Origin of the sequence: Corynebacterium sp. UMB9976 (genome assembly GCF_030212265.1) — a bacterium.
Taxonomy (GTDB): domain Bacteria; phylum Actinomycetota; class Actinomycetes; order Mycobacteriales; family Mycobacteriaceae; genus Corynebacterium.
Genome location: NZ_JASODY010000013.1, coordinates 25,184 through 49,140, shown reverse-complemented (window position 1 = coordinate 49,140; position 23,957 = coordinate 25,184). Strand labels below are relative to the sequence as shown.

23 protein-coding genes and 1 pseudogene are annotated in these 23,957 nt (G+C 65.8%); 12 read left to right on the top strand and 12 right to left on the bottom strand.

What is annotated here, in order from left to right; all coding sequences use genetic code 11:
• Nucleotides 1-25 precede the first annotated feature (25 nt).
• The gene (locus QP140_RS07230; protein ID WP_284758878.1) at nt 26-1,153 is read right to left on the bottom strand and encodes a sensor histidine kinase; all 1,128 of its coding nucleotides are present in this window, start codon (nt 1,151-1,153) and stop codon (nt 26-28) included.
• Entirely contained in the window at nt 1,150-1,872 is a 723-nt protein-coding gene (locus tag QP140_RS07225; RefSeq protein WP_284758876.1) for a response regulator transcription factor, read from the bottom strand. Before QP140_RS07225 ends, QP140_RS07230 begins: the two co-directional genes overlap by 4 nt.
• A gap of 403 nt (nt 1,873-2,275) precedes the next feature.
• On the opposite strand from QP140_RS07225, the gene QP140_RS07220 reads away from it, so the two are divergent.
• The 4 genes and pseudogenes from QP140_RS07220 (at nt 2,276) to QP140_RS07205 (ending at nt 5,152) form a co-directional block, all read left to right on the top strand.
• Nucleotides 2,276-2,851, top strand: a complete 576-nt coding sequence (locus tag QP140_RS07220; RefSeq protein ID WP_284758874.1) for a CueP family metal-binding protein — start codon at nt 2,276-2,278, stop codon at nt 2,849-2,851.
• Nucleotides 2,852-2,921: 70 nt separating this feature from the next.
• On the top strand, nt 2,922-4,403 hold the full coding sequence (locus QP140_RS07215; protein WP_284758872.1) for a multicopper oxidase family protein: 1,482 nt from the start codon (nt 2,922-2,924) through the stop codon (nt 4,401-4,403).
• Between the two features lie 146 nt (nt 4,404-4,549).
• Nucleotides 4,550-5,022, top strand: a pseudogene (locus QP140_RS07210) (TlpA disulfide reductase family protein); the annotation flags it as partial.
• A 1-nt stretch (nt 5,023) separates the two neighbouring features.
• Nucleotides 5,024-5,152, top strand: a complete 129-nt coding sequence (locus QP140_RS07205) for a hypothetical protein (RefSeq protein ID WP_262368734.1) — start codon at nt 5,024-5,026, stop codon at nt 5,150-5,152.
• A 201-nt stretch (nt 5,153-5,353) separates the two neighbouring features.
• Here QP140_RS07205 and QP140_RS07200 read toward each other — a convergent pair whose 3' ends face one another.
• The 3 genes from QP140_RS07200 to QP140_RS07190 all read right to left on the bottom strand — a co-directional run bounded on the left by QP140_RS07200 (nt 5,354) and on the right by QP140_RS07190 (nt 8,525).
• Nucleotides 5,354-6,676, bottom strand: coding sequence for a glycoside hydrolase family 25 protein (locus QP140_RS07200; protein ID WP_284758870.1), 1,323 nt, complete (start codon nt 6,674-6,676; stop codon nt 5,354-5,356).
• A 149-nt stretch (nt 6,677-6,825) separates the two neighbouring features.
• Entirely contained in the window at nt 6,826-7,800 is a 975-nt protein-coding gene (locus QP140_RS07195) for a PrsW family intramembrane metalloprotease (RefSeq protein ID WP_284758868.1), read from the bottom strand.
• On the bottom strand, nt 7,797-8,525 hold the full coding sequence (locus QP140_RS07190) for a hypothetical protein (protein ID WP_284758866.1): 729 nt from the start codon (nt 8,523-8,525) through the stop codon (nt 7,797-7,799). The genes QP140_RS07195 and QP140_RS07190 overlap by 4 nt, the downstream gene beginning before the upstream one ends.
• A gap of 139 nt (nt 8,526-8,664) precedes the next feature.
• On the opposite strand from QP140_RS07190, the gene QP140_RS07185 reads away from it, so the two are divergent.
• Nucleotides 8,665-10,701, top strand: coding sequence for a M13 family metallopeptidase (locus QP140_RS07185; RefSeq protein ID WP_284758889.1), 2,037 nt, complete (start codon nt 8,665-8,667; stop codon nt 10,699-10,701).
• A 9-nt stretch (nt 10,702-10,710) separates the two neighbouring features.
• Here the strand turns inward: QP140_RS07185 and QP140_RS07180 are convergent, their stop codons facing one another.
• The gene (locus QP140_RS07180; protein ID WP_284758864.1) at nt 10,711-11,544 is read right to left on the bottom strand and encodes a VOC family protein; all 834 of its coding nucleotides are present in this window, start codon (nt 11,542-11,544) and stop codon (nt 10,711-10,713) included.
• Nucleotides 11,544-11,906, bottom strand: coding sequence for an RNA-binding S4 domain-containing protein (locus QP140_RS07175; protein ID WP_371260091.1), 363 nt, complete (start codon nt 11,904-11,906; stop codon nt 11,544-11,546). The genes QP140_RS07180 and QP140_RS07175 overlap by 1 nt, the downstream gene beginning before the upstream one ends.
• Nucleotides 11,907-11,996: 90 nt before the next feature.
• Here QP140_RS07175 and QP140_RS07170 point away from each other — a divergent pair, with 90 nt between their 5' ends.
• Nucleotides 11,997-14,249: an NADPH-dependent 2,4-dienoyl-CoA reductase gene (locus tag QP140_RS07170; RefSeq protein ID WP_284758862.1), complete on the top strand. Its 2,253-nt coding sequence runs from the start codon at nt 11,997-11,999 to the stop codon at nt 14,247-14,249.
• A 72-nt stretch (nt 14,250-14,321) separates the two neighbouring features.
• Here the strand turns inward: QP140_RS07170 and QP140_RS07165 are convergent, their stop codons facing one another.
• Nucleotides 14,322-15,014: a DNA-3-methyladenine glycosylase I gene (locus QP140_RS07165; RefSeq protein ID WP_284758860.1), complete on the bottom strand. Its 693-nt coding sequence runs from the start codon at nt 15,012-15,014 to the stop codon at nt 14,322-14,324.
• A gap of 379 nt (nt 15,015-15,393) precedes the next feature.
• Here QP140_RS07165 and QP140_RS07160 point away from each other — a divergent pair, with 379 nt between their 5' ends.
• Both QP140_RS07160 and QP140_RS07155 read left to right on the top strand, forming a co-directional pair.
• Nucleotides 15,394-15,750: a hypothetical protein gene (locus tag QP140_RS07160; RefSeq protein ID WP_284758858.1), complete on the top strand. Its 357-nt coding sequence runs from the start codon at nt 15,394-15,396 to the stop codon at nt 15,748-15,750.
• 95 nt (nt 15,751-15,845) lie between these two features.
• Nucleotides 15,846-18,461, top strand: a complete 2,616-nt coding sequence (locus tag QP140_RS07155) for an ATP-dependent helicase C-terminal domain-containing protein (protein ID WP_284758857.1) — start codon at nt 15,846-15,848, stop codon at nt 18,459-18,461.
• 64 nt (nt 18,462-18,525) lie between these two features.
• On the opposite strand, the gene QP140_RS07150 is transcribed toward QP140_RS07155, so the two are convergent.
• Nucleotides 18,526-19,290 (bottom strand): PspC domain-containing protein, encoded by a 765-nt coding sequence (locus QP140_RS07150; RefSeq protein WP_284758856.1) that lies wholly within the window; start codon nt 19,288-19,290, stop codon nt 18,526-18,528.
• A 165-nt stretch (nt 19,291-19,455) separates the two neighbouring features.
• Here QP140_RS07150 and QP140_RS07145 point away from each other — a divergent pair, with 165 nt between their 5' ends.
• Both QP140_RS07145 and QP140_RS07140 read left to right on the top strand, forming a co-directional pair.
• The gene (locus QP140_RS07145; RefSeq protein WP_284758855.1) at nt 19,456-20,784 is read left to right on the top strand and encodes an ATP-binding protein; all 1,329 of its coding nucleotides are present in this window, start codon (nt 19,456-19,458) and stop codon (nt 20,782-20,784) included.
• Nucleotides 20,784-21,530: a LuxR C-terminal-related transcriptional regulator gene (locus tag QP140_RS07140; RefSeq protein WP_284758854.1), complete on the top strand. Its 747-nt coding sequence runs from the start codon at nt 20,784-20,786 to the stop codon at nt 21,528-21,530. Before QP140_RS07145 ends, QP140_RS07140 begins: the two co-directional genes overlap by 1 nt.
• Before the next feature lie 60 nt (nt 21,531-21,590).
• Here QP140_RS07140 and QP140_RS07135 read toward each other — a convergent pair whose 3' ends face one another.
• A complete protein-coding gene (locus tag QP140_RS07135) occupies nt 21,591-21,878 on the bottom strand; it encodes a GlsB/YeaQ/YmgE family stress response membrane protein (RefSeq protein WP_070758582.1) in 288 nt (95 codons plus the stop codon).
• 62 nt (nt 21,879-21,940) lie between these two features.
• On the bottom strand, nt 21,941-22,414 hold the full coding sequence (locus QP140_RS07130; protein ID WP_070758581.1) for a DUF488 domain-containing protein: 474 nt from the start codon (nt 22,412-22,414) through the stop codon (nt 21,941-21,943).
• A 70-nt stretch (nt 22,415-22,484) separates the two neighbouring features.
• On the opposite strand from QP140_RS07130, the gene QP140_RS07125 reads away from it, so the two are divergent.
• Nucleotides 22,485-22,805, top strand: a complete 321-nt coding sequence (locus QP140_RS07125; RefSeq protein ID WP_070758580.1) for a hypothetical protein — start codon at nt 22,485-22,487, stop codon at nt 22,803-22,805.
• Between the two features lie 12 nt (nt 22,806-22,817).
• On the opposite strand, the gene QP140_RS07120 is transcribed toward QP140_RS07125, so the two are convergent.
• Nucleotides 22,818-23,309 carry a flavodoxin family protein gene (locus QP140_RS07120; RefSeq protein ID WP_284758849.1) on the bottom strand — a complete coding sequence of 164 codons (492 nt, stop codon included), beginning with the start codon at nt 23,307-23,309 and terminating at the stop codon, nt 22,818-22,820.
• A gap of 49 nt (nt 23,310-23,358) precedes the next feature.
• Here QP140_RS07120 and QP140_RS07115 point away from each other — a divergent pair, with 49 nt between their 5' ends.
• A complete protein-coding gene (locus QP140_RS07115; RefSeq protein ID WP_012359352.1) occupies nt 23,359-23,916 on the top strand; it encodes a gamma carbonic anhydrase family protein in 558 nt (185 codons plus the stop codon).
• The last annotated feature ends 41 nt before the right edge of the window (nt 23,917-23,957 follow it).

Sequence of the window (23,957 nt, the reverse complement as noted above, 5' to 3'; positions counted from 1 at the left end):
GGCCCTCACGCGGGGCAGGGTGTGGTCACCGAGCAGCCTCCTCACTATCGGGAGGGGACAGCGGGAGGCAGAGGGCAAACACCGCTCCGCGACCGGGTCCGGGGGAGGTGGCGGTGAGAGTGCCGCCGTGGGCCTCGATCAATGCCTTGGAGATGGTCAGACCGATACCGGCCCCGCCGTTGTTCCGGCTGCGGGCGGCATCCCCCCGGTAGAAGCGTTCGAAGATGTGTCCGAGCTGGTCAGTTGGGATGCCCTCGCCGTCATCGGCGACATGGATGAGCGCGGTGGACGCCCCCTGTCGGTGGACGCTGATCCGGACCTGCCCGCCGGCCGGGGTGTGCCGTAGCGCGTTCGACAGGAGATTGCTCATCACCTGGCCGAAGCGTTGCCGGTCCACGAGCACCCGGTCGGTGTCTGTAATGGTCTCGACCTGTAAATCGACGCCTTTGTCAGCATAAGCTTCCCCCGCGGCAGCAGCGGCGGTACGGAGCAGATCCCCGAGCTCTTCCTCCGCCAGGTCCAAATCGATCCGGTGTTCCTGGGCCCGGGAGACATCGTCGATGTCTTCCATCAACCGGGTCAGGCGGGTGAGTTGGTCAGCCATGATCGTGTGGGTGGCATTATTCCAGTCCACGACCCCGTCCTGGAGACCATCGAGGTAGACCGTGAGCACCGATAAGGGGGTGCCCATTTCGTGGGCCAGATCAGAGAGCATCTGGCGGCGGAGCTGTTCGGTGTGTTCCAGCCGGTCGGCCATGGTGTTGAAGGCATGCGCCAGGGTGGTGACCTCGGGGCCTGCTTTTCCGGCGGGCACGCGGATACGGGAGTTGCCGGCCGTCAGGCTGGTAGCGGCGCGGGTGAGATCCTGCAGGGGGGTGCGCAGACGACGCGATAACCACAGGCTGGCCAGCAGGGCGCTGATCAAGGCGGTGGGCAGGGCGACGGCGAGGGTGATCAGGTTGGCGTCCCGGTAGGCCTGCTCGGCATGGAACAGCTCCAGCGAGGGGTCCTCCCGGCCGGCCATCAACATATGATCATGAAACAGGGTCGGGCCCACCGTCGTGGCCACGGCCGCGGCCACCATCAGGCTAATCACCACGACCAACACCTGGGCGGCCAGGAAGCGGAAGGTCAGGCCGGGCCCGTGATTCATGGCTGCCCCACCCGGTAGCCCACGCCACGCACGGTGTCGATAAACCCCCGACCCCGGGTGTCGGTGCCGAGTTTGCGACGCAAGTTGCCGATGTGGACATCGACGATGCGTTCATCACCGACCCAGGTGGTGTCCCAGACCTCGGTGACCAGGTCGTGGCGGGTCAGCACCTGGCCGGGGCGCAGGGCCAGGGCAACCAGCAGCTCGAACTCCGTGCGGGTGAGCTCCACGGTCATCTCCCCCACCCGCACCTGATGGGCGACGGGGTCAAGGATGAGGTCACCAACGATCAAGGGGGTGGTCACCTGCGGTGGGGTCGTGCTGGTACGCGGGCGGCGCAGCACCGCATGCACCCGGGTCACCAGTTCCCGGATGCTAAAAGGTTTGGTGATGTAGTCATCCGCCCCCAGGGTCAAACCGCTGATCTTGTCGTCCTCGCTGCCACGCGCGGTGAGCATGAGGATGTAGCAGTCCGAGAAGGTGCGGATCCGTCGGCATACCTCCAGGCCGTCGAGTTCGGGCAGCCCCAGATCCAGCACCACAACATCGGGGGAAAAGCGACGGGTCTCGTCCACGGCCTGGGTGCCGGTGTGCGCCTGGCGGGTATCGAAGCCGGCCCGGATGAGGTAGGAGGCCACCATCTGAGCCAGGGGTTGTTCATCATCGACGATCAGCACCCGCCCCGGGGGCGTGGCGGTGGTCGGTGTGTGGTCAGCCATAGACCCCAGTATCGCTCCGGGCAGGGGGAATACCATCCTCGCTCAGTGCCCAGCGGGGAAATCTTCATCAAATCTTCAAACATCACCATTCGACCGCCGTCACCCCTGTACCCCACCCCGGGCCGGCGGCATCGCCTCTCCTCGTCGGTTCAGCAGGCGCCACCAGGGATTTTCACTGCCTGCACCGCATACCCGGGGCGGGTAGAAGGACATCGCCCACGGCTGTGGGGTGGTGTCCCGTGGTGACCCAGCCCACCGAATTCACCCCCTTTTCGCCCTGCTATAAGGCTGTGAGCAGGGTTTTTGGCTTCTAGTCCATCCGGCACCCGTGCTAGATAAAGGTATGGCATCGACCTTGAGGCGGTGTCTTCTGACGGTCTTACCACGAACCAAGGAGATTGACGTGAAACGAGCAGCGATCGCAGTCGCCGCCCTTGCCCTCGCCCTCACGGGGTGTTCGGCCGCCGATCCGGAACCCACGGCCGACGGGACGGTGTCCCAGGATACATTCCTGACTACCCATGGCCTGGCCGACATGGACGCGGTGGAGATCATTGATCACCTCGACCGGCAGAAGGTCACTGAGCGTCCCACGGATTTGATCGCCTCAGTGCGCGCCGATGAACTGCTGCTCTCGAGCGGTGACCAGGAAGTCGTGGTCGATCTTCCCGACAATCAGACGTATGTCTCGATCGCACCCTATCTCACCTCCACCCACGACTGCTTTTACCACAGCCTCACGACCTGCCTGGGGGAACTCAGCAATGAGGATATCCAGGTCACGATCACCGATGAGGCGACCGGTGAGGTGCTGGTGGACGAGGCGACAACCACCTTCGACAACGGGTTTATTGGCTTCTGGCTTCCCGATGATGTCACCGGCCTGATTGAGGTCAGCTACCAGGGGCGTACCGGCACCACGGAGTTTTCCACCACCGACGACGGTGCCACCTGTGTCACAGACCTGCGCCTGACGTGATGGCTCAGCAAGGCCCTCACCTGCACCTATCTCCCGTGTCACTGAATTCTTACACCAGGAAGGTTAAATCATGACGAACGCGTTTTCCCGACGACAGTTTCTGCTCGGCGGGCTCGTCCTCGCCGGCACCGGGGCCGTGGCCGCCTGCACCAGCGACCCTGGACCCGCTGCCCCGGCACCAGATCCCTCCCTTCGCCCCACTTCCACCCCCACTGCGCTCGGTGAGCCGACGGTGCGCCGGACACTGACCGCCCGGCCCCTCTCCCTGGATATCGGCGGCATCGAAGCCAAGACGTGGGGATACGTCTCTGACACCGGGGATGCGGCCATTGAGGCCACCGCCGGCGACGTCCTCCAGGTCGATATCACCAATGAACTGCCTGAGAGCACCTCCATCCACTGGCATGGCATCGCACTCCACAACGCAGCCGACGGTGTGCCCGGCATGACCCAGGACCCCATTGAACCTGGCGAGTCTTTCTCCTATGTTTTTGAAGTCCCCCACGGTGGCACCTACTTCTACCATTCCCACTCCGGCCTGCAGCTTGATCGCGGCCTCCACGCCCCACTGATCGTCCGTGACCCGCAAGACGCTGAGGACCAGGACGTCGAGTGGACCATCGTGCTCGACGACTGGGTCGATGGCATTCAGGGCACTCCCGACGATGAGCTCGACAAGCTCACCGGAATGGGTTCGGGCGACCATAACATGAAGAAGGGGATGGGAGGTCACGGCCATATGATGCACGGCACCCCGGACCGGGTACTGGGCGGGGATGCCGGCGATGTGATGTATCCGCACTACCTCATCAACGGACGTATCCCCCGTGCTCACCGGACCTTCGAGGCGCGCCCGGGCGATAAGGCCCGCCTGCGGTTTATCAACTCCGGCGGTGACACCATCTTCAAGGTGGCCCTCGGTGGTCACCGCATGACCGTCACCCACACCGACGGCTTCCCCGTCCAGCCCCGGGAGACCGAATCGATCTACCTGTCGATGGGCGAACGTGTCGACGTCGAGGTCATCCTCGGCGACGGCATCTTCCCGCTCACGGCTTTGGCGGTGGGTAAGGATGACCGCGCCTTCGCCGTCATCCGAACCGCCGGCGGCCGGGCCCCCCGCCCCGATGTCGACTTCCCCGAGTTGTCGTCCACCGGGCTGCTTCTGTCCTCCCTGAAGCCAGCAGATCGTGCACTCCTGCCCGAGGGCACACCAGACCGAGAAGTCAGCATCGACCTGGGCGGGCAGATGATGCCGTATGAATGGAGCATTCTCACCGACGGCCAATCCTCCTCCGCGACCGTGCAGGAGGGCCAGCGCCTGCGGATGGTCATGCGCAACAGGACCATGATGCCCCATCCGATGCACATCCACGGCCACACGTGGGCGCTGCCCGGCAGTGGCGGGCTACGCAAGGACACCGTCCTTCTCCGCCACGGTGAAACCATGATCGCCGACCTGATCGCTGACAACCCCGGTGAGTGGGCATTTCACTGCCATAACGCCTATCACATGGAAACCGGGATGCTCAGCTCGCTTCGCTACGAGTAACCCCCACAGCAGGGTCGCTGGGGTGAGCTGGGTCGCTGCAGACCACCCACCGGGCAGCACGATGACCTTCCTCGGTGTTGTGGTCTTCCGGGACAACCAGAACACCGTCTTCTTCCCCACCGCCCCAGAATAAGGAGCTCTAATCCATGCCGAGCACACCCCACAGAGCCGCCATCGCGGTTGCCGCGGTGCTCACCGCCGTGACCCTGGTGGCCTGTTCCTCAGGCGACGGCGCCTGAAACTCCGTCGCCGTCGGGGGCACCTTCCAGTTCCACTCACCAGGAGGCCAAACCAAGATTATCTACGCAGAGGAGGACCGTGCCCCGCTGCCGGACTTCTCCGGCCCGTCGCTGATGGAAGAGGGTGAGGAGATCAGCCTGTCTGATTTTGAAGGCGAGGTCTCGTCCACAACGCTTGGGGCCAGTGGTGTGCACCGTGTCGGGCGGAAGTCGATGACCTGCAACTTGTCCAGGAGACTCTCGACTCCCTCGGTGGCACGGTGCTGGGCATCAACGTCCGTGACTACAACCAGACCATCGCCCAGGACTTCAAACTCGACAACGCGATAACCTATCCCTCGGTCTACGACCCGCCGTTTCGTTTCGCTGCGGGACTGGGGTGTGCTGGACCGCCTGCGGACCTTCCCGGATGCCACGGGTGAGAAGCCGCGTCCGGTTGAGGTGGACGTCGAAGAGAAGACCCGCTCGGGCTTCTGGTACAACGGCCCGATGAAGTACAACGATGAATAGTTAGCGGCTGGCCTGCCGGCTCAACGGCAGGCTGGCAGCGCATGTGGGTGAGAAACACTAGCTGTGCGCGAGCAGTCCTAGCTGCCTCAAGCGCCCGCTGCCTCAAGCGTTAACTGCCCCGGCAACGACGAAGCCCGCGGCTCCTCGTACCTCGAGAGGAGCCGCGGGCTTTAACTTTGGCGAGCGGGTGTACTCCAGCGCTTAGCTCAGTGCGCGAAGGAGACCCTGGAGCGCGTTCGGGTCGACGTTGAGCTGACCGTTCTGCAGCTGGCCTGCCCAGTCCTGGGTGCCGCCGACGGTCTGGATCACGCGGAGCAGCTGGCCCAGGTCAACGCTGGAGCTGCTGCCGGCGCTGCCCAGGGCACCGGACTGGCCCGCCATGTTGAGCAGCTGCTGGATCGCCTCGGTGGGCACGCCACCGTTCTGGCGAGCCTCGCCGAGGGCGCCAGCCAGCGCGGTGAGTGCGGGCAGGAGTTCCTGGCCCTGCTGGATCTTCTCCGCAACCTGGTCCTGCGGCACGCCGAGCTGCTGGGAGATCGCTGCGGCCACCGGGGCGGTGAGCTGTGGCAGCGCGCTGTTGATGAAGGTCTCCGGGGACACGCGGCCGCCGACGACGCCGAGCAGCTGGACCACGAAGTCCGAGGTGATCGGCATGTTGACGCCGGTCTGGTGCTCGATCTCGTTGACGATCTGAGCTTCCTTCTCGACGATCGGCTGGGTTGGTGCCAGCTGGTTGGAGGTCTCGCCGGCCGGGGAATTCTCCGCCATGCCACCGGCGAGGGCCTGGAGCTGGGCATCGTCGCCGTAGTACTCGTTCAGGTCGACGTCGGTAATGACGCCGTCAACGGAGCCGTTGCCGCTGTACTGCCAGAAGGTGACCTTGTCCCAGCCGCCCGGGATGTCATTGGGCAGGCTGTTGGAGTAGTAGGCCAGCCACAGCGGGTACTCGGAGAACTCCGTCGTGTTCCCCATCTTCTGCTTCCAGAAGGAGTAGTAGGTGTAGATGATCGGCTGGCGGCCGGTCTGGATCTTGATCTCGTCGATCCAGTCGCGGACCCAGTTCTGCAGCTGCTGGGTGCTCAGACCGTGGTTTTCCTCGAGGTCGAGGACCGGCGGCAGGGAAGGCTGCGGGCCGGTCGCGATCACGGAGGCGTAGAACCGGGCCTCGGCGCGCGGATCATTCCAACCCGGGCGGGCGTAGTGGTAGCTGCCCGGGATGATGCCGGCCTGCTGGGCCTTCACCGAATCCGAGGCGTAGTAGGGGTTGGTGTAGTTGGTGCCCTCAGTGGCCTTCACGAAGGCGAACTTCTGGCCGCTGGCAGCGACGGTGTTCCAATCGATGGCTGCGCCACCCGGGTGCTGGTGGGAGGCGACGTCGATACCCGGGATGGCCCAGGAGGGCACCGGGATCACGTGGCTCGCCATCAGCGCGGCGACGGTGGCAGAGGTGCCCAAAAGGGCAGTTGCCGTGAGGCGTGCAGGGGTCGAGGTACGGCGCGTGCGGCGCCAAGGCAGTGAACGCATGTGGAATAGAGTACCCAACTTTCACTCTTTTCACACCTGTATCGCACGTAATCCCCAGCACCTTACACCACTGTAATTAACAAAAGCCCCATTGCGGGGCTATGTTTTTCCCCGTCGCGGCGGCACCGCGACCCAGGGCGAGGCGCCCGCTAGGGCTCGCTGAAACCGCCCTCGACCTGCCGCAATGCCTTCTCCTCCCGGTAGAAGCACGTGGCTAACGCGGCAACCCCGGCGACCCATACGGCCGCCATCGCGAACAGTGCCGCTGGCTCCGGCCAGCTGATATTCCACAAGAAATGCAGCGCAAAACCGGCGAAACCCCAGCCGAAGACCTGCCTACAACGCCATGCTCGGCTCCGTTCGCGCGGCCCCCACAGCGCCCGCCCGATGCCGTATCCAACGAGGCCGCTGAATACCGCGTGCAGGCCGATACCGAACAGCAGCCGCATGCCGTACGCAGAAGCTGCCCCCACTACGTCCGAGGAGGGATGCAGAACACCGAGGAACAGCGCGTAGAGCGAGCTCTCGTAAACCTCCATTCCGAGGCCAACGAACACACCGGCGAGCAGGCCATGGTGCGGCCGGTTCCACCAATCGCGGCCGATCCACAGCAGCATCCAGATACCCAGGGCCTTCGTGATCTCCTCCGGCCAGGCCCCACCAAAAGCCGTCGAGAGGATGGGCAGGCCAAGCTTCTCCGGAATCTCGCTGGCCGCATCCGCCGCGGTGAATACCGCAAGCACGCTGCTGGCACTAGCACCCCACCACAGCGCCATGGCCACCAATCGTCGCGGCGTACCCCGGTAGCAGCGCAGATGGCTGAGCCCCCACCAGGCCACGGCAACCAGAGCAATGGAGATGCCAAGGGCAACCAGCAGTGGCAGCCCAGGGGCCGACGGCGTCGCAAGCAGCAGCGCGAAGATGGCCAATACTGTGCAGAGCACCGCCAGCAGGGTGAAGCAGATATAGACCCCACCACGCCGAATGCGGGGACCCGAGGCAGCCTCCGGCGACATGCCCAGCGCGGAGCCAGCCTCGGAGATCGGCAGTGGCAGGGCGCTCCTCTGCGGTGTCGAGTCGGCAGGGTTGCTGCGCCCCTGGGTTTGCTGTTCCGGCAGCATCATCGGCCTCCCTCCTGCTGCTGTGGAGAGACCTCGGTGACGGCCTCTGGTCGCAGCTCGGCGGTCTTCAGCAGCTCGTTGACCATCGCCTTCGTGCTATCCACTCCCCGGGCCGTGACCTGCAGGCTAACGAGAGTGCCCTCACCGCCCCCGCCGTCATCCTCGCGGAAGAACCCGACCGTCCGACTGAGGTCGGCATCGGAAAATGGGTCGACGTCCTCGCCCTCGTCGTTGGCGGCGGCTACCTCGTAGTAGTCGGTCACCCAGACGTCAGTCACCCCGGTGCGCTCCTTCAGCTCCGGGGCGATCTCGAGTGCGGTCTCCGTGTACCGGACGGGTCGCATGCTCTGCAGATCCGCGAAGTTAATCGCCCGGATCGCCCGGTCCACCGCCAGCGCCTGGTCCTTTACCGAGAGCATGCTCACGACCTCCACCTGGGAGGAAGGGCAGGAGAACTCCGGCGTGACCATCGCATCCTCGGTGATCGGTGCGGCGCAGTCACGCAGCACACCGAAGTCCAGGGGCCAGTCCGCGAAACTCATCAGGTTTTCATCGAAAGCCTCCGCCGGGTTCGCGTAGTGAGCCGGCGCCTCGGCGCTCAGCGCGGCGTTCACCGCCACCGGCCCCGCGAGCCCCACCACGGCCGCTGCTCCCACCGCGGCGACGTAGCGGTTTCGCCGCGCCTTCCCGAACGGCACGCTCGGGGCCGTCAACTGTCTCCGATCCATTTTTTCATCGTAGCCCCCGCCCCAGACACACCCCATGTCCACCAACACTGGTCCGGCGGGCGGCACGGTCGCCGACCGGGGTGACGTCCTAAAAAGAGAAGACGACGCCGTGTCTGCAGCGCGCACTACAGTGGGGAACATGAGCGAAAAGAAGACAACATCCAGCCAGCCGGAACTGCCGGATAACATCACCGAGGCCGCCGCGGGCGAGACTATTTCGCCTGCTCAGGACCTGTACCGCCACGTCAACGGGCAGTGGCTGGCCAGCCACGAGATTCCCGCAGACCGGGCCGTCGACGGCACCTTCCACCAGCTGCGTGACCAGTCTGAGAAGGACGTCCGCGCCATCGTCGAGGCACAGCCCGCCGATTCCCAGATCGGGGCGCTGTACTCCTCCTTTATGGATGAGGAGGGCATCGAGGCGGCCGGGCTCGCACCGCTGGACGCCGACCTGGCCGGAATCAACGCCGCCGCGGACATTCGCGAGCTGGCCATCGAGCTGGGTGAGCTGGACCGCGCTGGCGTCGGCGGCGTGGCGGGCTACTTTGTCGCCAAGGACGCCGAGGGCGATGCCGAGCGCGCCTACCTGGTGCAATCCGGGCTAGGCCTGCCGGACGAGGCCTACTACCGACAGGAGCAGCACCAGGAGACGCTGGCCGCTTACCGCGAGTATGTGACGGACATGCTGGAGCTCTACCTCGCGGAGGGGCGGACTCTGCCGGGGAGCCACGCGGGTGCGGGAGCCGCGGAGGCCGCCGAGGCAATCCTGCGCTTCGAGACCACGCTTGCCGAGGGTCACTGGGATAACGTGACCAGCCGCGATGCGGATAAGACCCACAACCCGATGGCGGTGGCGGACCTGCCGACGGGCTTCCCCTTCGCGGAGTGGTTCGAGGCCACCGGCATTGCCGCTGGTAGCACGGCTGCCGAGCGTGTGATCGTGAGCCAGCCGAGCTTCATCGAGCACGTCGCGAAGCTGGCCGGCAGCGTGGCGTTGGACGATTGGAAGCTCTGGGCGACCTGGCGCGTGCTGAACTCCCGTGCGCCTTACCTGCCGGCGAAGTTCACCGACCGGCGTTTCGAGTTCTACGGCCGCACCCTGAGCGGTTCGACGGAGCAGCGTGCCCGTTGGAAGCGCGGCCTGGGTCTGGTCGAGGGCGCGATCGGCGAGGAGGTCGGCAAGAAGTTCGTCGCCGAGCATTTCCCGCCGGAATATAAGGAGAAGATGCTCGAGCTGGTGGACTACCTCATCGAGGCCTATCGCGAGCGCATCTCCACCCTGGAGTGGATGACCCCCGCCACCCGCGAAAAGGCGCTGGTGAAGCTGGGTAAGTTCAGCGCGAAGATCGGCTACCCGGAGAAGTGGCGCGAGTTCGATGGGCTGGAGTTCGCCCCAGGCGGGGCCGAGCTGCTGGCTAACGTGCGGGCGGCCAGCCGTTTCAATCACGACTACGAGATCAACAAGCTGGGCAAGCCCACGGATCCTGCGACCTGGTTCGCCACCCCGCAGACCGTCAACGCTTTCTACAACCCAGTGATGAACGACATCACCTTCCCCGCCGCGATCCTGCGCCCACCGTTCTTCAGCATGGACGCCGACGCCGCCAGCAATTTCGGCGCGATCGGCGCGGTCATCGGCCACGAGATCGGGCACGGTTTCGACGACCAGGGCTCGAAGTTCGACGGCGACGGCAACCTGCATTCCTGGTGGAGCGAGGAGGACCGTGCGGCGTTCACGCAGCTCACGGACAAGCTCGTCGCGCAGTTCGAAGGTCTCGTACCGACCGGACTGAAGCAGCGCGGGGAGACCGCGCACAAGGTCAACGGCTCCTTCACCCTGGGCGAGAATATCGGTGACCTCGGCGGCCTGGGCATCGCCATCGTCGCGCTGCGCCGCTACCTGAGCGACCAGGGCGTGGCGGTTGAGACCGCCGAGGGGCCAAGCGCGGAGTACCGGGAGGCGCTGCAGCACGTCTTCCTGCAGTGGGCGCGGGTCTGGCAGACGGCCATCCGCCCGCAGATGTCCGCGCAGTACATCTCCATCGACCCGCACTCGCCGGCGGAGTTCCGCTGCAACGTGGTCGCGTCGAATACCCCGGAGTTCTACCAGGCCTGGGAGGTCACCGAGGCCGATGGCATGTGGCTGGCCGAGGACCAGCGCGTGACCATCTGGTAGCTACGCGGCCTAGAGGTCGGCGAAGAGGTCGGGCTCGAAGTCCTCGGTCTCGTCCGGGACGTACTCCTCGACCTCGGTGAGGTTCAGCAGCGCGCCGGTGGGATCGGTGATGGTGGCGACCCGGCCGAACTCGGAGTCGAAGGGCTCCCGGATGATCTGGGCGCCCAGCTCGCGGGCGGTATCGACCGCAGCGTCGATGTCCGCGACCCCGAGGTAGAGCGTCCACATGGAGGGCAGCTGCATCTCCTGGGTATCCCAGAGGCCGACGAGTGCTGCGCCCTCGAACTCGCCGAGCGCGTAGCGGCTGCCGTCGGAGTTCTTATCAACGCGGATATCCCAGCCGGCGAGCTCGTGGTAGAACTCCAGAGTCTCGTCCCAGCCCTGGCCGACCATGAGCTCGTGCCATACCGGCGTGCCCGGCTCACCTGCGGCGAAGAGCGCGTGCTCATCCGCAGGATTCTTCAGGCCGATGGCCGCCCCGCTGGGGTCGATGACCACGGCCATCTCGCCGCGGTCGGTCTCACCATCGGCGCCCTCCCCTTCCGGGGCCCCGAGCACCCGCGGCTCCAGGACGGAACGGGCACCGGCGTTGACGGCGGCGTTGTGCGCGACCGTGACGTTCGGCGTGTAGAGCGCCAGGCCCCACATGGAGATCTTCTCCTCCGGGATGGCACCGATGCCGGCGACGGGCATGCCGTTCTTCGTCGCGACGGCGTAGCCCTGGCCGTGCTCGCGGTATTCCCAGCCCACGAGTTCGGCGTAGAAGCGCTTCGCGGCATCAATATCGGTGGTTGCCAGGTCCAGCCACAGCGGCATGCCTGGTTGCGCCTGCATAGCGGGCATTAGAGATTCCTCCACTTTTCGGGGTCGAAGTCGTCATCGGCAGTGGCTTCATCGAAGAACTCCCCAAGGTCGTCCTCTTCAGCCAGGTTTTCGCTATCGGCAACACTACGGCCATTCGCTCCGACCTCTGCGCCGAGGGTGGTGCCGGTCTCGGGGTCGGTGATTGTCACCTGGTCGCCGTCTCGCAGGGCCTTGCCGCGGCGGGTTTCGGCTGCGCCGTTGACCGACACCGCCCCTTCGGCGAGGACGTCCTTGGCCATTCCCCCGGTTTCCACAAGGTTGGCGAGTTTCAGGAACTGCCCCAGCCGGATCTCGGTGTCACGGATAGGCACGACAGGAAAATCTTGCTGCATGTTGCCCATCCTACGGTGCCGGATTGGGCGAGTCGTTTTTGCTTTTCTTTTTATTGCATTTACGCATCTTCGGCACTTTGCTAGGGCAAAATCAGCAACATGACAAGCCCCGCATTCACTAACGCTTCCAGCTCTTCCGCCGATTCTGGTGCGGCGGGAGAATCCCAGTACCCGACGATGCTTTCGCCCCTCGAGGTTGGCGGCAAGACTTTCCGCAACCGCGTGATCATGGGTTCCATGCACACCGGCCTCGAGGACAAGCTCGAGGACGCCCCGAAGTTGGCCGAGTTCTTCCGCGAGCGCGCGGAGGGCGGTGTTGCAGCCATCGTGACTGGTGGCTACCCGCCCGTGCTGGAGGGCAACCTGACGCCTTTTGGTCAGCCCTTCAACTCCCAGGAAATCGCCGACGCCCACCGCCAGGTCACTGAGGCCACTCACGCCGGTGGTGCGCTGGCCATCCTGCAGCTGCTGCACGCTGGCCGTTACGGCTACCACCCGATGGCGGTCTCCGCCTCCGCGACCCAGTCCCCGATCACCCCGTTCCCGGCCCGCGAGCTCTCCGACGAGGAGGTCCGCGCGACGATCAAGGCCTACGGCGAGGCAGCAAAGTATGCCAAGGATGCCGGCTACGACGGCGTTCAGATCATGGGCTCCGAGGGCTACCTGATCAATCAGTTCCTCGCGGAGCGCACGAACCAGCGCACCGATGACTGGGGTGGTTCTGCGGAGAAGCGGATGCGCTTCCCGATCGAGATCGTCAAGGCGGTTCGTGCCGCGGTCCCTGAGGACTTCGTCATCGACTACCGCATCTCGGTGCTGGACCTGGTCGAAGGTGGCCAGACTCAGGAGGAGATCCACGAGTTGGCCCGCCAGCTGCAGGACGCCGGGGTGGACATGTTCAGCTCGGGTATCGGCTGGCACGAGGCGCAGGTTCCGACGATCGTCACTTCCGTGCCGCGTGGCGCCTTCGCCTGGGCGACCGCCGAGCTGCGCAAGGTCGTGGATGTGCCGGTGGTCATCGCTAACCGCATCAACACCCCGCAGGTCGCCGAGCAGCTGTTGGACGGCTCCTTCAACCCGGAGGGTGGCGAGGCCCGCACCGGTGGCGAACCCTTCGGCGAGTTCGTCTCCCTGGCCCGCCCGATGCTGGCGGATGCTGAGTTCGTCAACCGGGCTGCGGCAGGCGAGGCGGAGCTGATCAACCACTGCATCGCTTGTAACCAGGCCTGCCTGGATCACACCTTCACCAATGAGCGGGCAACCTGCCTGGTCAACCCGCGCGCGGGTTACGAGACGGAGCTGAAGCTGCTGCCGACCCGAACCACAAAGCGGGTGGGCATCATCGGCGCTGGTGTTGCTGGTCTGTTCGGTGCCGAGGCCCTGGCGGAGCGTGGCCACCACGTGGAGATCTTCGAGGCCAGCGATAAGGTCGGCGGCCAGTTCCAGCTGGCCATGCGAATCCCTGGCAAGGAGGAGTTCGTCGAGGCGCTGAAGAACGTGCAGGCCCGCCTGGCTAAGCGCGAGGTACCGATCCACCTGGGCTCCCCGCGCACCCCAGAGGAGCTGCTGGAGGCCGGCTTCGACGAGGTCGTGGTGGCCAGCGGCGTGACCCCGCGCATCCCCGAGTTCCCGGGCCTGGCGGAGGCACTGCGCGGCGAGGTCGAGGGCGTGAGCGCCATGACTTACGCGGAGCTGCTCAGCCGCGAGAAGGAGGCAGGCAAGAACGTCGCCGTCATCGGCGCCGGCGGCATCGGCTACGACGTCACCGAGTTCCTGGTGGAGGACCGTGGCGGCCAGCCGCAGTCCATCCGCGAGTGGAACGAGCAGTGGGGCGTAACCACCGACCCGGAGGCGCGCGCAAACCTGACCCGACCGAATCCGCCGCAGCCGCTGCGCAAGGTCACCATGCTGCAGCGCAAGATCACCCGCATGGGTCGTGGGCTGGGCAAGACCACCGGCTGGGTGCACCGCGCAGCGGTGGCGATGGCCGGGGTGGAGCAGATCGTGGGCGTGACCTACGAGAAGCTGGACTCCGAGGGCCTGCACATCACGGTGCCCGCCCAGGACATCAAGGAGCTGCAGAAGGCGCTATCCAAGGCCAAGAAAGCCAAGGACACCGAGGAGCTCGCCCGCCTGGAGACCGCCATCCGCGAGGAGCGCAAGGAGCTGGTCATCCCGGTCGACACCGTTGTGCTGTGCACCGGCCAGGAGTCCGTCCGTCCGGATCAGGCCGACGACACCAGCGAGGGCGTGGAGCAGAAGGTCCACATCGTCGGTGGTGCGGATGTCGCCGCGGAGCTGGACGCCAAGCGTGCGATCCGACAGGCCGTGGAGCTCGCCGCCCGCCTCTAAAGCCCGCCTTTAAGGGCTTCCTCTAGAGCCGCTTCTAGGGGCTGCCCCTGGAGCTGGCTCTAAGGGCTACCCCTAAGGCTGCTCTGCTTCCGGCTCCGGCACCCGGTCGTCGACCATCCCGATGGCCTGCATCAACGCGTAGCAGGTCGTCGGACCCACGAAGGTGAAGCCGCGACGTTTAAGCTCTGCGGCCATCGCCACCGATTCCTCGGACTCCGAAGGCATCTCTGCGACGTTGCTGGGAGGCTGGTGCTCGGCCGGGGCGTAGGACCAGATCAGCACCGGCAGGCCCGCGGGCAGGCGGCGCGCCGCCCCACCCAGAATCTTCCGCGCAGGGTGCCCTTCCGGTAGCTCCTGCAGCTCCGGGTCCTCCCGGAGGGCCACCGTGGCCTCGGCATTGCGATAGATCGCGGCGTGCTTCCGCGGGTTGCGGATCAGCGCAGGGTCAGCGAGGGCCGCCTCGCGCTGCTCTGCGCTCATCTGCGTGATGCGGGTGGCGTCGAAAAGGAAGAAGTGATCCCTAAAAGCGCGACGCTTGCGCAGAATCGTCGCCCACGACAACCCCGACTGGAAGCCCTCGAGGCAGATCCGCTCCAGCAGGCCGGATTCCGTGATGACGGGCCGGCCCCATTCCTCGTCGAAATACTCCCGCTCCAGTTCGGAGCGCGTGGCCCAGGGCGGGCGAACCACCCCGTCGGCGTCGATGATGTTGCCACGAGCGGTCGTGACCGGCTGGCGATGATTGTCAGATGTGCGCTTATCCATAATTCCCCCTTGAGTTTAGGCTGTGCGAAGTGTTGATTCACCGCTCGCGGCTTGTGCCCCGCGCGGCTCGCCGTGCACTTCGCTGTGCACACTAGCGGGCGCAGCAGACATCGCCCTCTGATTAAGGCAGAATTCAGCCCCGCCGCGGCGTTAAAACATTCTCAAACCCGCTGGTCAGAGTTTTCCCAGTATCGCTACCTCCGGAAAATTACCCCCGTTTCGATGCTTGCGAAAATGGTATTCATCTAGCTAAAATCAGCTCCCTACCCCGGGTGCCTCTTCTTGGGTCGCGCTGCCCTACGGCGGCCAGCGCAGAGAGCAGCAGGCATCCATTAAAACGTGATCGAGCAGTTCGCCAGACAAGCAAAGGAGGGCCACGATGAACACACCGTCGATGAACCGCCCCCGCCCGGCGAAGGATCACCCCGAGAACGACGAGCCCCGCGATACCGGCACCTTCAAGGCCACCCTCCCCGCGCTCGGCGGCTTCCTCACCTCCGATGGCCAACCCATCGATCCCGCACCGCAGGATCAACCCGCGCCCCGCGCGACGCTCCCCTTCTACTGCGATGGCGAGGACCCGACCCCACGACTGTGGCTCACCGTGACGTCGACCCTCCTGGTGATCTCGATCGTCACCCTGATTCTGGTCTCGCTGTTGCTCTACGTCCTCGGCGACGACGTCATCGGCCCCGCCGACGGCCTGTTCAGCGTGCTGCGGACCTCCGTCCGCTAGGTCGGCCCCATCAGATTCACGGCGAAGAGGCCGCGCTCTTCCTCCCCCGCGCCCGCCAGCACCGCGCACCACCGTGGGCTAATTTGATAGGCAGCATGTCTACCACCCCCACCCCTAATCTGCCCTTTTCCGCTGGCCGCACGGCCCTGCTCAGCGCGCTCGCGGAGTTCGGCGCGGCTGTGGTGCACGCCCCGCCGGGCACGGGCAAGACCACCCTGGCCCCGCAGTTCCTCGCCGATGCTGATCTGGTTGCTCCTGATCAGCGCGTGATCGTGACCCAGCCCCGACGCGTGGCTGCCCGCTCCGCCGCTGCCCGTCTCGCCGAGCTGCGAGGCACCGAACTGGGCGACGAGGTGGGCTATACCGTCCGCGGGGACTCCCGCGTATCCAGACAGACCCGGATCGAGATGGTGACCCCCGGCGTGCTGCTCCGGCGCATGCTGCGGGACCCCGACCTGCCTGGGGTGGGTGCGATCGTCGTGGATGAGGTCCATGAACGCCACATCGAGTCCGACCTGGTCTTCGCCATCGCCGCCCAGCTGCGGGAGTTGCGCGATGACCTGCTGGTCGTAGCGATGTCCGCGACGGTGGACGCCCAGCGTTTCGCGAATCTGCTCGGGGTACCGGAGGCGGTGGTGCACGTTCCAGCCCCGATCTACCCGTTGGATATCCACTACGCCGCTGCCGCGGATTCCATCACCCACCGCCGCAGCGATAGTCGCCCCGGCCAGCCCGGTTCCATCGAGGCCTTCATCGCCGCCGGGGTTCGCCGAGCTCTCGCGGAGACCGCCGAAGGCGACATCCTGGCCTTCGTCCCGACCATCCGTGGCACCGAGCTGCTCGCGCAGCAATTCGACTCCCCCGAGCTCGCCGCCTTCGCGCTGCACGGCCAGCTCAGCCCGAAGCAGCAGGCCGAGATCGTCAACCCGCGCGGGGCCACCAGCGCCAACTCCTCCCGCCGGGTCATTTTCGCTACGGACGTCGCCGAATCCTCGATCACGGTGCCGGGCGTGCGCGTCGTCGTGGATACCTGCCTGTCCCGCGTGTCCCGGCGCGATTCCTCCCGCGGCATGTCCGTTCTGGTCACGGAGTCCGCCGCCCAGGCCAGCTGCGTGCAGCGGGCGGGTCGTGCGGGCCGCGAGGGCCCGGGCACGGTGTTCCGCCTAATCAGCGCGGATGAGTGGGCCCGACTGCCGGAGTTTGCCGCCCCTGCGATCCAGACCAGCGACCTCACCGGCGCGCTGCTGGACGTCGCCGCCTGGGGCGCACCCATGGGTGAGGGTCTGGCGCTGCCGGACCCCTTCCCCCAGAACAACGCCGCTGCCGCCGCTGCCACGCTCCGCCAGTTGGGGGCGATCGACGCCGACGGAACCATCACCGAACTCGGCGAACTACTGGTCACGCTCCCCCTCGATCCGCGCCACGCCCGCGGTGGCCTACTCGCCAGCCGGCGCGTCCCGGTGGAGCTCGTGGCCCGTGTGCTGCAGTTTTTGGACGTCGCCAGCTCCCAACGTGCCCCGGCCGAGGCGGTCAAGGATATTTCGCCGAAGGATCCGGCGGTACGCAGGCTCGTCCGCTTGTTGCAGCCGCACGCCCCACGTGAGCTCAGCGACCCGCTGACCGGGGAGGACGCCATCGCCTACACGATCGCCTGCGCTCGGCCGGACCTGCTCGCCCGGCGCGTTGAGCCGGGGTCGGAGCGGGTGCTGACCGTGGGCGGCACCGGGGCAGTCATCCCGAAGGGCATGCCCGGGGTGGATGCGCCGCACAATGAGCAGTGGTTCGCGGTGGCGGATATCGGGCGCAGCGAATCGGCGTCCGCGCGGAAGTCCGGGACGGGTTCGATCCTGCGCTCGGCCATGCCGATCTCCGAGGAGCTGGCCCTGGCCGCAGCCGGTGGCGTCGTAAAGGAAAGGACCGCGAGCTACAGCGTGGAGAAGAAGCGGGTGCAGGCACGGGAACGGACGGTCGTGGGGGCGGTCGAGTTGAGCAGCGCCCCGGTCAAACCCAGCGCGGCGGAGGCGGAAGAGGCGGTGTCCGCCGCGATTGCGCAGGCCAGCCCGGAGCAGCTGGAGGAGATGCTCCAGCTCAGCGGGAACGCTCGCGAGCTGGTGAAACGCATGCAGTACCTGCACGACGCCGCTGCCGCTGGCTTCGAGCGTGCGTCGGGCTACCCGGATCTGCGGGCGGGGCTGCCGGAGGAGCTGTTGAGCTTTATCGCGGCGGATATTGCGGCGGGACGGCGGCCCGATATCGCGAGCCTGCTGCGCGGGCTGATCCCGTGGGACCAGCCAATCGACGAGCTCGCGCCGGAGTCCCTGGAGCTGCCGAGCGGGCGGACGCGGCGGCTGACCTACCCGGAGGTGCTGATCGGAAGCGCCGCGGATGGCGCTGTGAATGACGCGGCCAGCGAGGCTACAGACGAGGTCGTCCCGGAGAGCTCCGGCGAGGGGCAGGCCGAGCCAGCCCCCGAGATCCTCGCCGAACCCGTGGTGTTGGCGACGAAGCTACAGGACGCGTTCGGCCTCACGGAGTCCCCGCGCATCGCGGGCCGGCGGGTGCAATTCCACCTGCTTTCCCCGGCGCAGCGGCCGGTGGCAGTGACCGATGACCTGGCGAGCTTCTGGGCCGGTCCCTACCAGGGGGTGCGCAAGGATATGCGGGGCCGCTACCCGAAGCACGCCTGGCCGGAGGACCCGGCGGCGGGTTAAGGCAAAAGAAAAAGGAGCCCCGAAGGGCTCCTCGTACTGCAGTGCAAGCGGTTACCGGCGAGTGCTAGGCCCGGGGCTGATCCCCGTCGCTCGGTTCAGAATCCTGATGCGCGGTATCACCCGCCGGGTCCTCCGCACCCTCATGTTCAGCCCAGGCGAAGGCCGTGGGGCCCAGGGAGTTCCAGCTCGGTGGCGTCACCGGACCAGCGACGTCGGTGGACGCCGGCCCGCCGGGCGCACCGGCAACAGTTCCCTCAAAACCGGCGGGGTATTTAAAATTTTGCATCACCTGTGGCGGGATTGGCGTCCTCTTGTGGAGGAACCAGACCCCCGCGGCACAGACCAGGAGCAGCAACAAGCTACCCACCTGCAGGATCGTGGCGCTCACCATGAAGCACAGGGCGAGCACGATGGTGGCGCATACTGCGGTGCGACGCTCGGCCTTCAACATGGCCTGCCGTTCCTTGCCGCCCGGGGCAGAGTCCTCGGGGATCTTCCAGTTCAGGAGGCGTTCTACAGCCGGCTGTTCTAGGCCGCGACGGGGCAGTGCAAGCACAGCGGCCGCATAGAGGGCAACACCGAAGCCGCCCGCGAGAGCAAGAGCCACGAACAGGATTCGGATGAGCAGCGGGTCAACTTGGTAGCGGACCGCGATGCCTTCGCAGACACCGCTGATCCAGGCGCGGGAGCCGTCCTTCTTCGGCAGACGGTACGGGCGGGTTCGCCACATCTCGCTGACCGTTTGAGAGAAGGACGCCGACGTGGGTTGTTGGGAACCGGCAGCTGGATGCTCACCGCCGGATTGGTTGCTGTTGGTGAAATTCCTCATGCTTCTAACTCTGCTGATCCCAGCCCAAACACACATCGGGGAGAAACCCTGATTTTATCGGCTCAGGGTTTCCACGGGCGAGCCACAGTTCCCTCCCCTCCCCTGGCACAATATCGGGGTTTTACCCTGATGTGGGGCTCCGGGGGACGTGAAATACTGAATCCTATGACCGATACGCCCAACCAGCCACGCAGTGAGCTGCCGCACCCCTACCCCACGTACCGCCGTAATTCGGCGGACCGGGTCCTCGCTGGCGTGTGCTCGGGGTTGGCGGAGCACCTGGGGTTATCCACCCTGCTTATTCGGCTCATCGCGGTTGTGCTCTGTGTGATTCCCCCGGTAGCCCTGGGGTTGTACTGCGGAACCTGGGCGCTCACCGACGCCACACGGGGGACCAAGGCTGTGCGCGCTCGTTCCCACCGCTGGCTACTGCTCCTGGCTGCGGCGGTGCTGGTTACCTCCAGTGTTTCCTTCGACGCGGATGGCGGAATCATGCTCCCAGCCCTGGTCGCGATCCTTGGTGCGGTGTTGGTGTGGCGGACGTACCGCCCCGAGACTGCCGGGGACCCGGCAAACGCACCAGGTGACACCCCTAAAATGGCCGGCCCTTCATGGGTGCAGTGGGTATCTCTGATCGGTGGCACGCTGCTGACGCTCGGCGGAGTCGTGCTGCTGGTGTGGCAGCTTCTCGCTGAGAATAATTCGACTACGCCCCAGGTCCTCCTGTGGGCTGTGGTCGCCGCCTTGGCGCTAGTCGTGGGCTTCGGTGTGCTGCTGGTCCCGCTCTGGCTGCGCCTCTGGCGCATGGCATCTGAGAATATGCAGCAAAAAGCCGCCGAAGCCGAACGGCAGCGCATCAGCTCCCGGATTCACGACAGTGTGCTCCAAACCTTGGCGTTGATTCAGAAAAACTCCTCCGAACCCCATATCGTGGCAGCAGCTCGCAGCCAGGAGCGCCAGCTGCGCCAGTGGCTGTTCGGCGAGGGCGAATCCGTGGAGACCACCACCGTCATGGGCGCGCTGCGCGTGGCCTGCGGCGAGGTGGAGGACGCCTACGAAGTGCAGATCCGCCCTGTCCTCGTGGGCGAGGATATCCCCAGCACCCCGGAATCCATCGACCTGGTGCTCGCCGCCCGCGAGGCGATGGTCAACGCCGCGAAACACTCCGGATGCTCCGAGATCAGCGTCTATGCGGAGCTCAGCACCACCCGCATTGAGATCTTCGTGCGCGACCGGGGACCCGGCTTCGACCTCGATCAGGTTCCAACCGACCGCCATGGTGTGCGGGGCTCGATCATCGAGAGGATGGCTAAGGCTGGCGGTAGCGTGGAATTCGACACCACCGGCGGCACGGAAGTTATCCTCACGCTGCCACTGGATCCGAACAAACGCCTACGCCACAGTGGCCTCGAAGCCAACCCCAGCGGTCACACCGGCTCTGGTGGCCACGCCGGACCCGCCAACAACAGCGATCAGGAGGAAACCCCCAAGTAATGACCGACATCCGCGTCTTTTTGGTGGACGACCACTCCATGTTCCGTGCTGGTGTACGCACCGAACTCACGGGTGCCACCACCGCTGCCGGGGAGCCCATCACCATCGTCGGCGAGGCCGAGACCGTCCCCCAGGCCATAACCAAAATCCACGAAACCTGTCCCGACGTGGTGCTTCTGGACGTCCACATGCCCGACGGCGGCGGGCTCGAAGTCCTGCTCAACACGTTGGATACCGGAGCTCGTTTTCTGGTTTTGAGCGTGTCTGATTCCCCAGAGGACGTCATCACGCTCATCCGCGCCGGCGCCCGTGGCTACGTCACGAAAAACACCTCCGGGCCCGAGCTCGTCAGCTTCATCTCGCGGGTCCACTCCGGTGACGCGGTCTTCTCGCCGCGGTTGGCCGGCTACGTGCTCGACGCGTTCTCCTCCGTCGCCCCCTCCCCCGAGGTTCAGGCGCCCTCCCAAGATTTGGGACGCCAGCGCGGCGGCGTCCTGAAAGATGGGGCCGAAAGTACCGAGTCGGCCGGCTCGGCGGGCGGGAACCAGCCGAATCTCGACGAGCTGACGCCCCGGGAGCACGAGGTGCTACGGCTGTTGGCGCGTGGCTATACGTATAAGGAGATGGCCGAGCGGCTGTTCATTTCCGTAAAGACCGTGGAGACCCACGTGTCGAACATTCTGCGCAAGACGCAGCAGACGAACCGACGGTCGCTCTCCCGCTGGATGGAACGCAGAAACAGCTGAATCCGGCATAGAAAAAGGAGCCCCGAAGGGCTCCTTGGTGTGGGCTGTGCCGGAGGCGGTTTAGCGCTTCGGCAGAACCATCTTGAGGATCCACAGGAGGATCACCGCGCCGAGCAGGCAGGTCAGGAAGCTCCAGAACATGCCGCCGGAGTTGACGTTGAACAGGGTGAGGACCCAACCGCCGATGAAGCCACCGACGATACCAACGACGATGTTGGCGAGAACACCCATCTGCGCGTCGGTGCCCATGATCTTCGAGCCGATCCAACCCGCCAGACCGCCGATGATGATCCAGCCGATGAATCCGAGGGCCGGGGTTGCTTGTGCTGCGAGAATCAATGTATCCATGCCCTCCAGTCTGCCAGCACCTGCGGTTTTATGCCAGGTTTATTTTTCTAGGGCGAGTTATTCTAGCGATCGCGCCGCTCTCGGAGGGTGGCGTTGAGCCACTCCAGGAGCACGATCGCGTGGTTCTGTTCAGTGTCTTTCGCGCCATAGAGCAGCAGCACCCCGTCCTTCGCGGTCTGCTCGGTTTTCGCATCCGAACGGGGTGGCTTGGCGCCGGCCTCCTCGAGTTCCCGCAGTGCGTCCTCAATCTCCCCGTTATCGAGCGCATCATCCAGCTCCGTGCGGTAGCGGTTGCTGAAATCCGCGAAGCTCAGCTCACCCGAGTGGAAATCCTTGCGCAGCTCCGATGAGGGAGTCAGTTCCTTGGGCCAGCCCGTCAGGGGCAGATTCTCCTTGGATACTCCCCGTGGCCACAGCCGGTCGACCAGGAACCAGGCCTCTGCCTCGCCGCCGCTACCGCTGTTCTGGTCGCTGCTCTGCGCGCTCCCCTGTGCGCCGCTGTCTTTGACGACGTCGTAGACCCGTGCCAGTTCCATCTGTTCGCTCCTTCGTTCCGCTTATCTCTTCTTCCGCCCTCCACGGTACGTCCGCGGGTAACCTGGGGATATGTCTATGAATCTGAAGAAGGCCAAGGACGTCAACACTGCCGCTGTCATCGCCACCGGGCTCATCGGTGGCTGGCTCACCGCCCGCGAGACCGAGATCCGCCCGCTCGGTGGCGTGATTCTCGCTGCGGCCGGCGGTTACGCCGCCCGCTCCTGGAACGCCAAGGTTGGCGCGCCCACCGCCGCTGGGCTCACCGCCGGTTACCTCGGGGCCTTTGGCCTCTCCCACCCGCTGGCGAAGAAGATCGGCGCCTGGCCGGCTGTCCTCGCGGTCACCGCAGCATCCGCTGGTGCCGCGCACTTCCTCTCCGACGCGAAGTAAGCCCGCCCAGCCTTAGCTGAGCAGCGCGCCCACCATGGCCTCCGCCATGGTGTCGAGCCGGTCCTGCTGCTCCGCCGGGTCCCCGGTGAAGGCCACAGGCTCGGCCGCCACCTCCCACTGCAGGCCGGTGATGATGGAATCCATCGCTTTCTCCGCCCCAGTGGTATCGAATCCACCCCGGATCCACCAGGAGACCGGGGTGCCCTTCTTTTCCTCGTTGACCTCGTAAAACAGGGTGTCGAAGTAGTGCTTCAGCGCCCCGGAGATATAGCCGAAGTTCGCGGTTGTTCCGAAGATCACCGCGTCCGCTGCCAGGAGTTCCGCCTTATCCGGTTCCAAGGCCTGGCGCTCAACCACCTCGATGCGCGGCGCGCTCTCCCCCAGCGCCTCGGCGGCCTGCGCGGCAGCCTCCTGACACTTCTCAACCACCCGCCGGGCAATCGGCCGCACCGTATCCGTCGGGCTGTGGTGCACGATCAGCAGAGTTCGAGTGTTGCTAGCCATGCCCCCATTATGGCCACCCGCGGGCCCGGAAGTGGGCAAGATGGGAACCATGAGCACCGCACCACTGATCCTTCCCTTCCAGGGCGTTCGCCCACGCATCCACGAATCCGCCTATATCGCCCCCGGCGCGACCATCATCGGGGACGTCGAGATCGGCGCCGATTCCTCCGTCTTCTACGGCTGCGTCCTGCGCGGGGACGTCGGCCCGATCCGCATCGGGGAACGCACAAATATCCAGGACAACTCCGTCCTGCACGCGAACCACGACTCCCCCTGTGTCCTCGGTTCGGACGTCACCGTCGGGCATAAGGCCCTCGTCCACGGCTGCGAGATCGGCGACGGCGTCCTGGTCGGCATGTCAGCGACGATCCTCTCCGGTGCCCGTGTTGGTTCCGGAAGCCTCATCGCGGCTGGTGGCGTCGTCCTAGAAAACCAGGAGATCCCGGCGGCGTCGCTGGCGGCGGGGGTACCGGCGAAGGTGCGTCGTGAGATGAGCGAGCAGGCACAGCAGGGACTGGTCGAGCACGCGGGCCGCTACGTCGAGATCGCGAAGGGGCAGCCGGATCCGTCGGAGGCGATCGAGCTCGCTGAGGTGCGTTTCCGCTAGCTACTCCAGCTGCCGCTCACCACCTCGCGTCCGTCCACTCC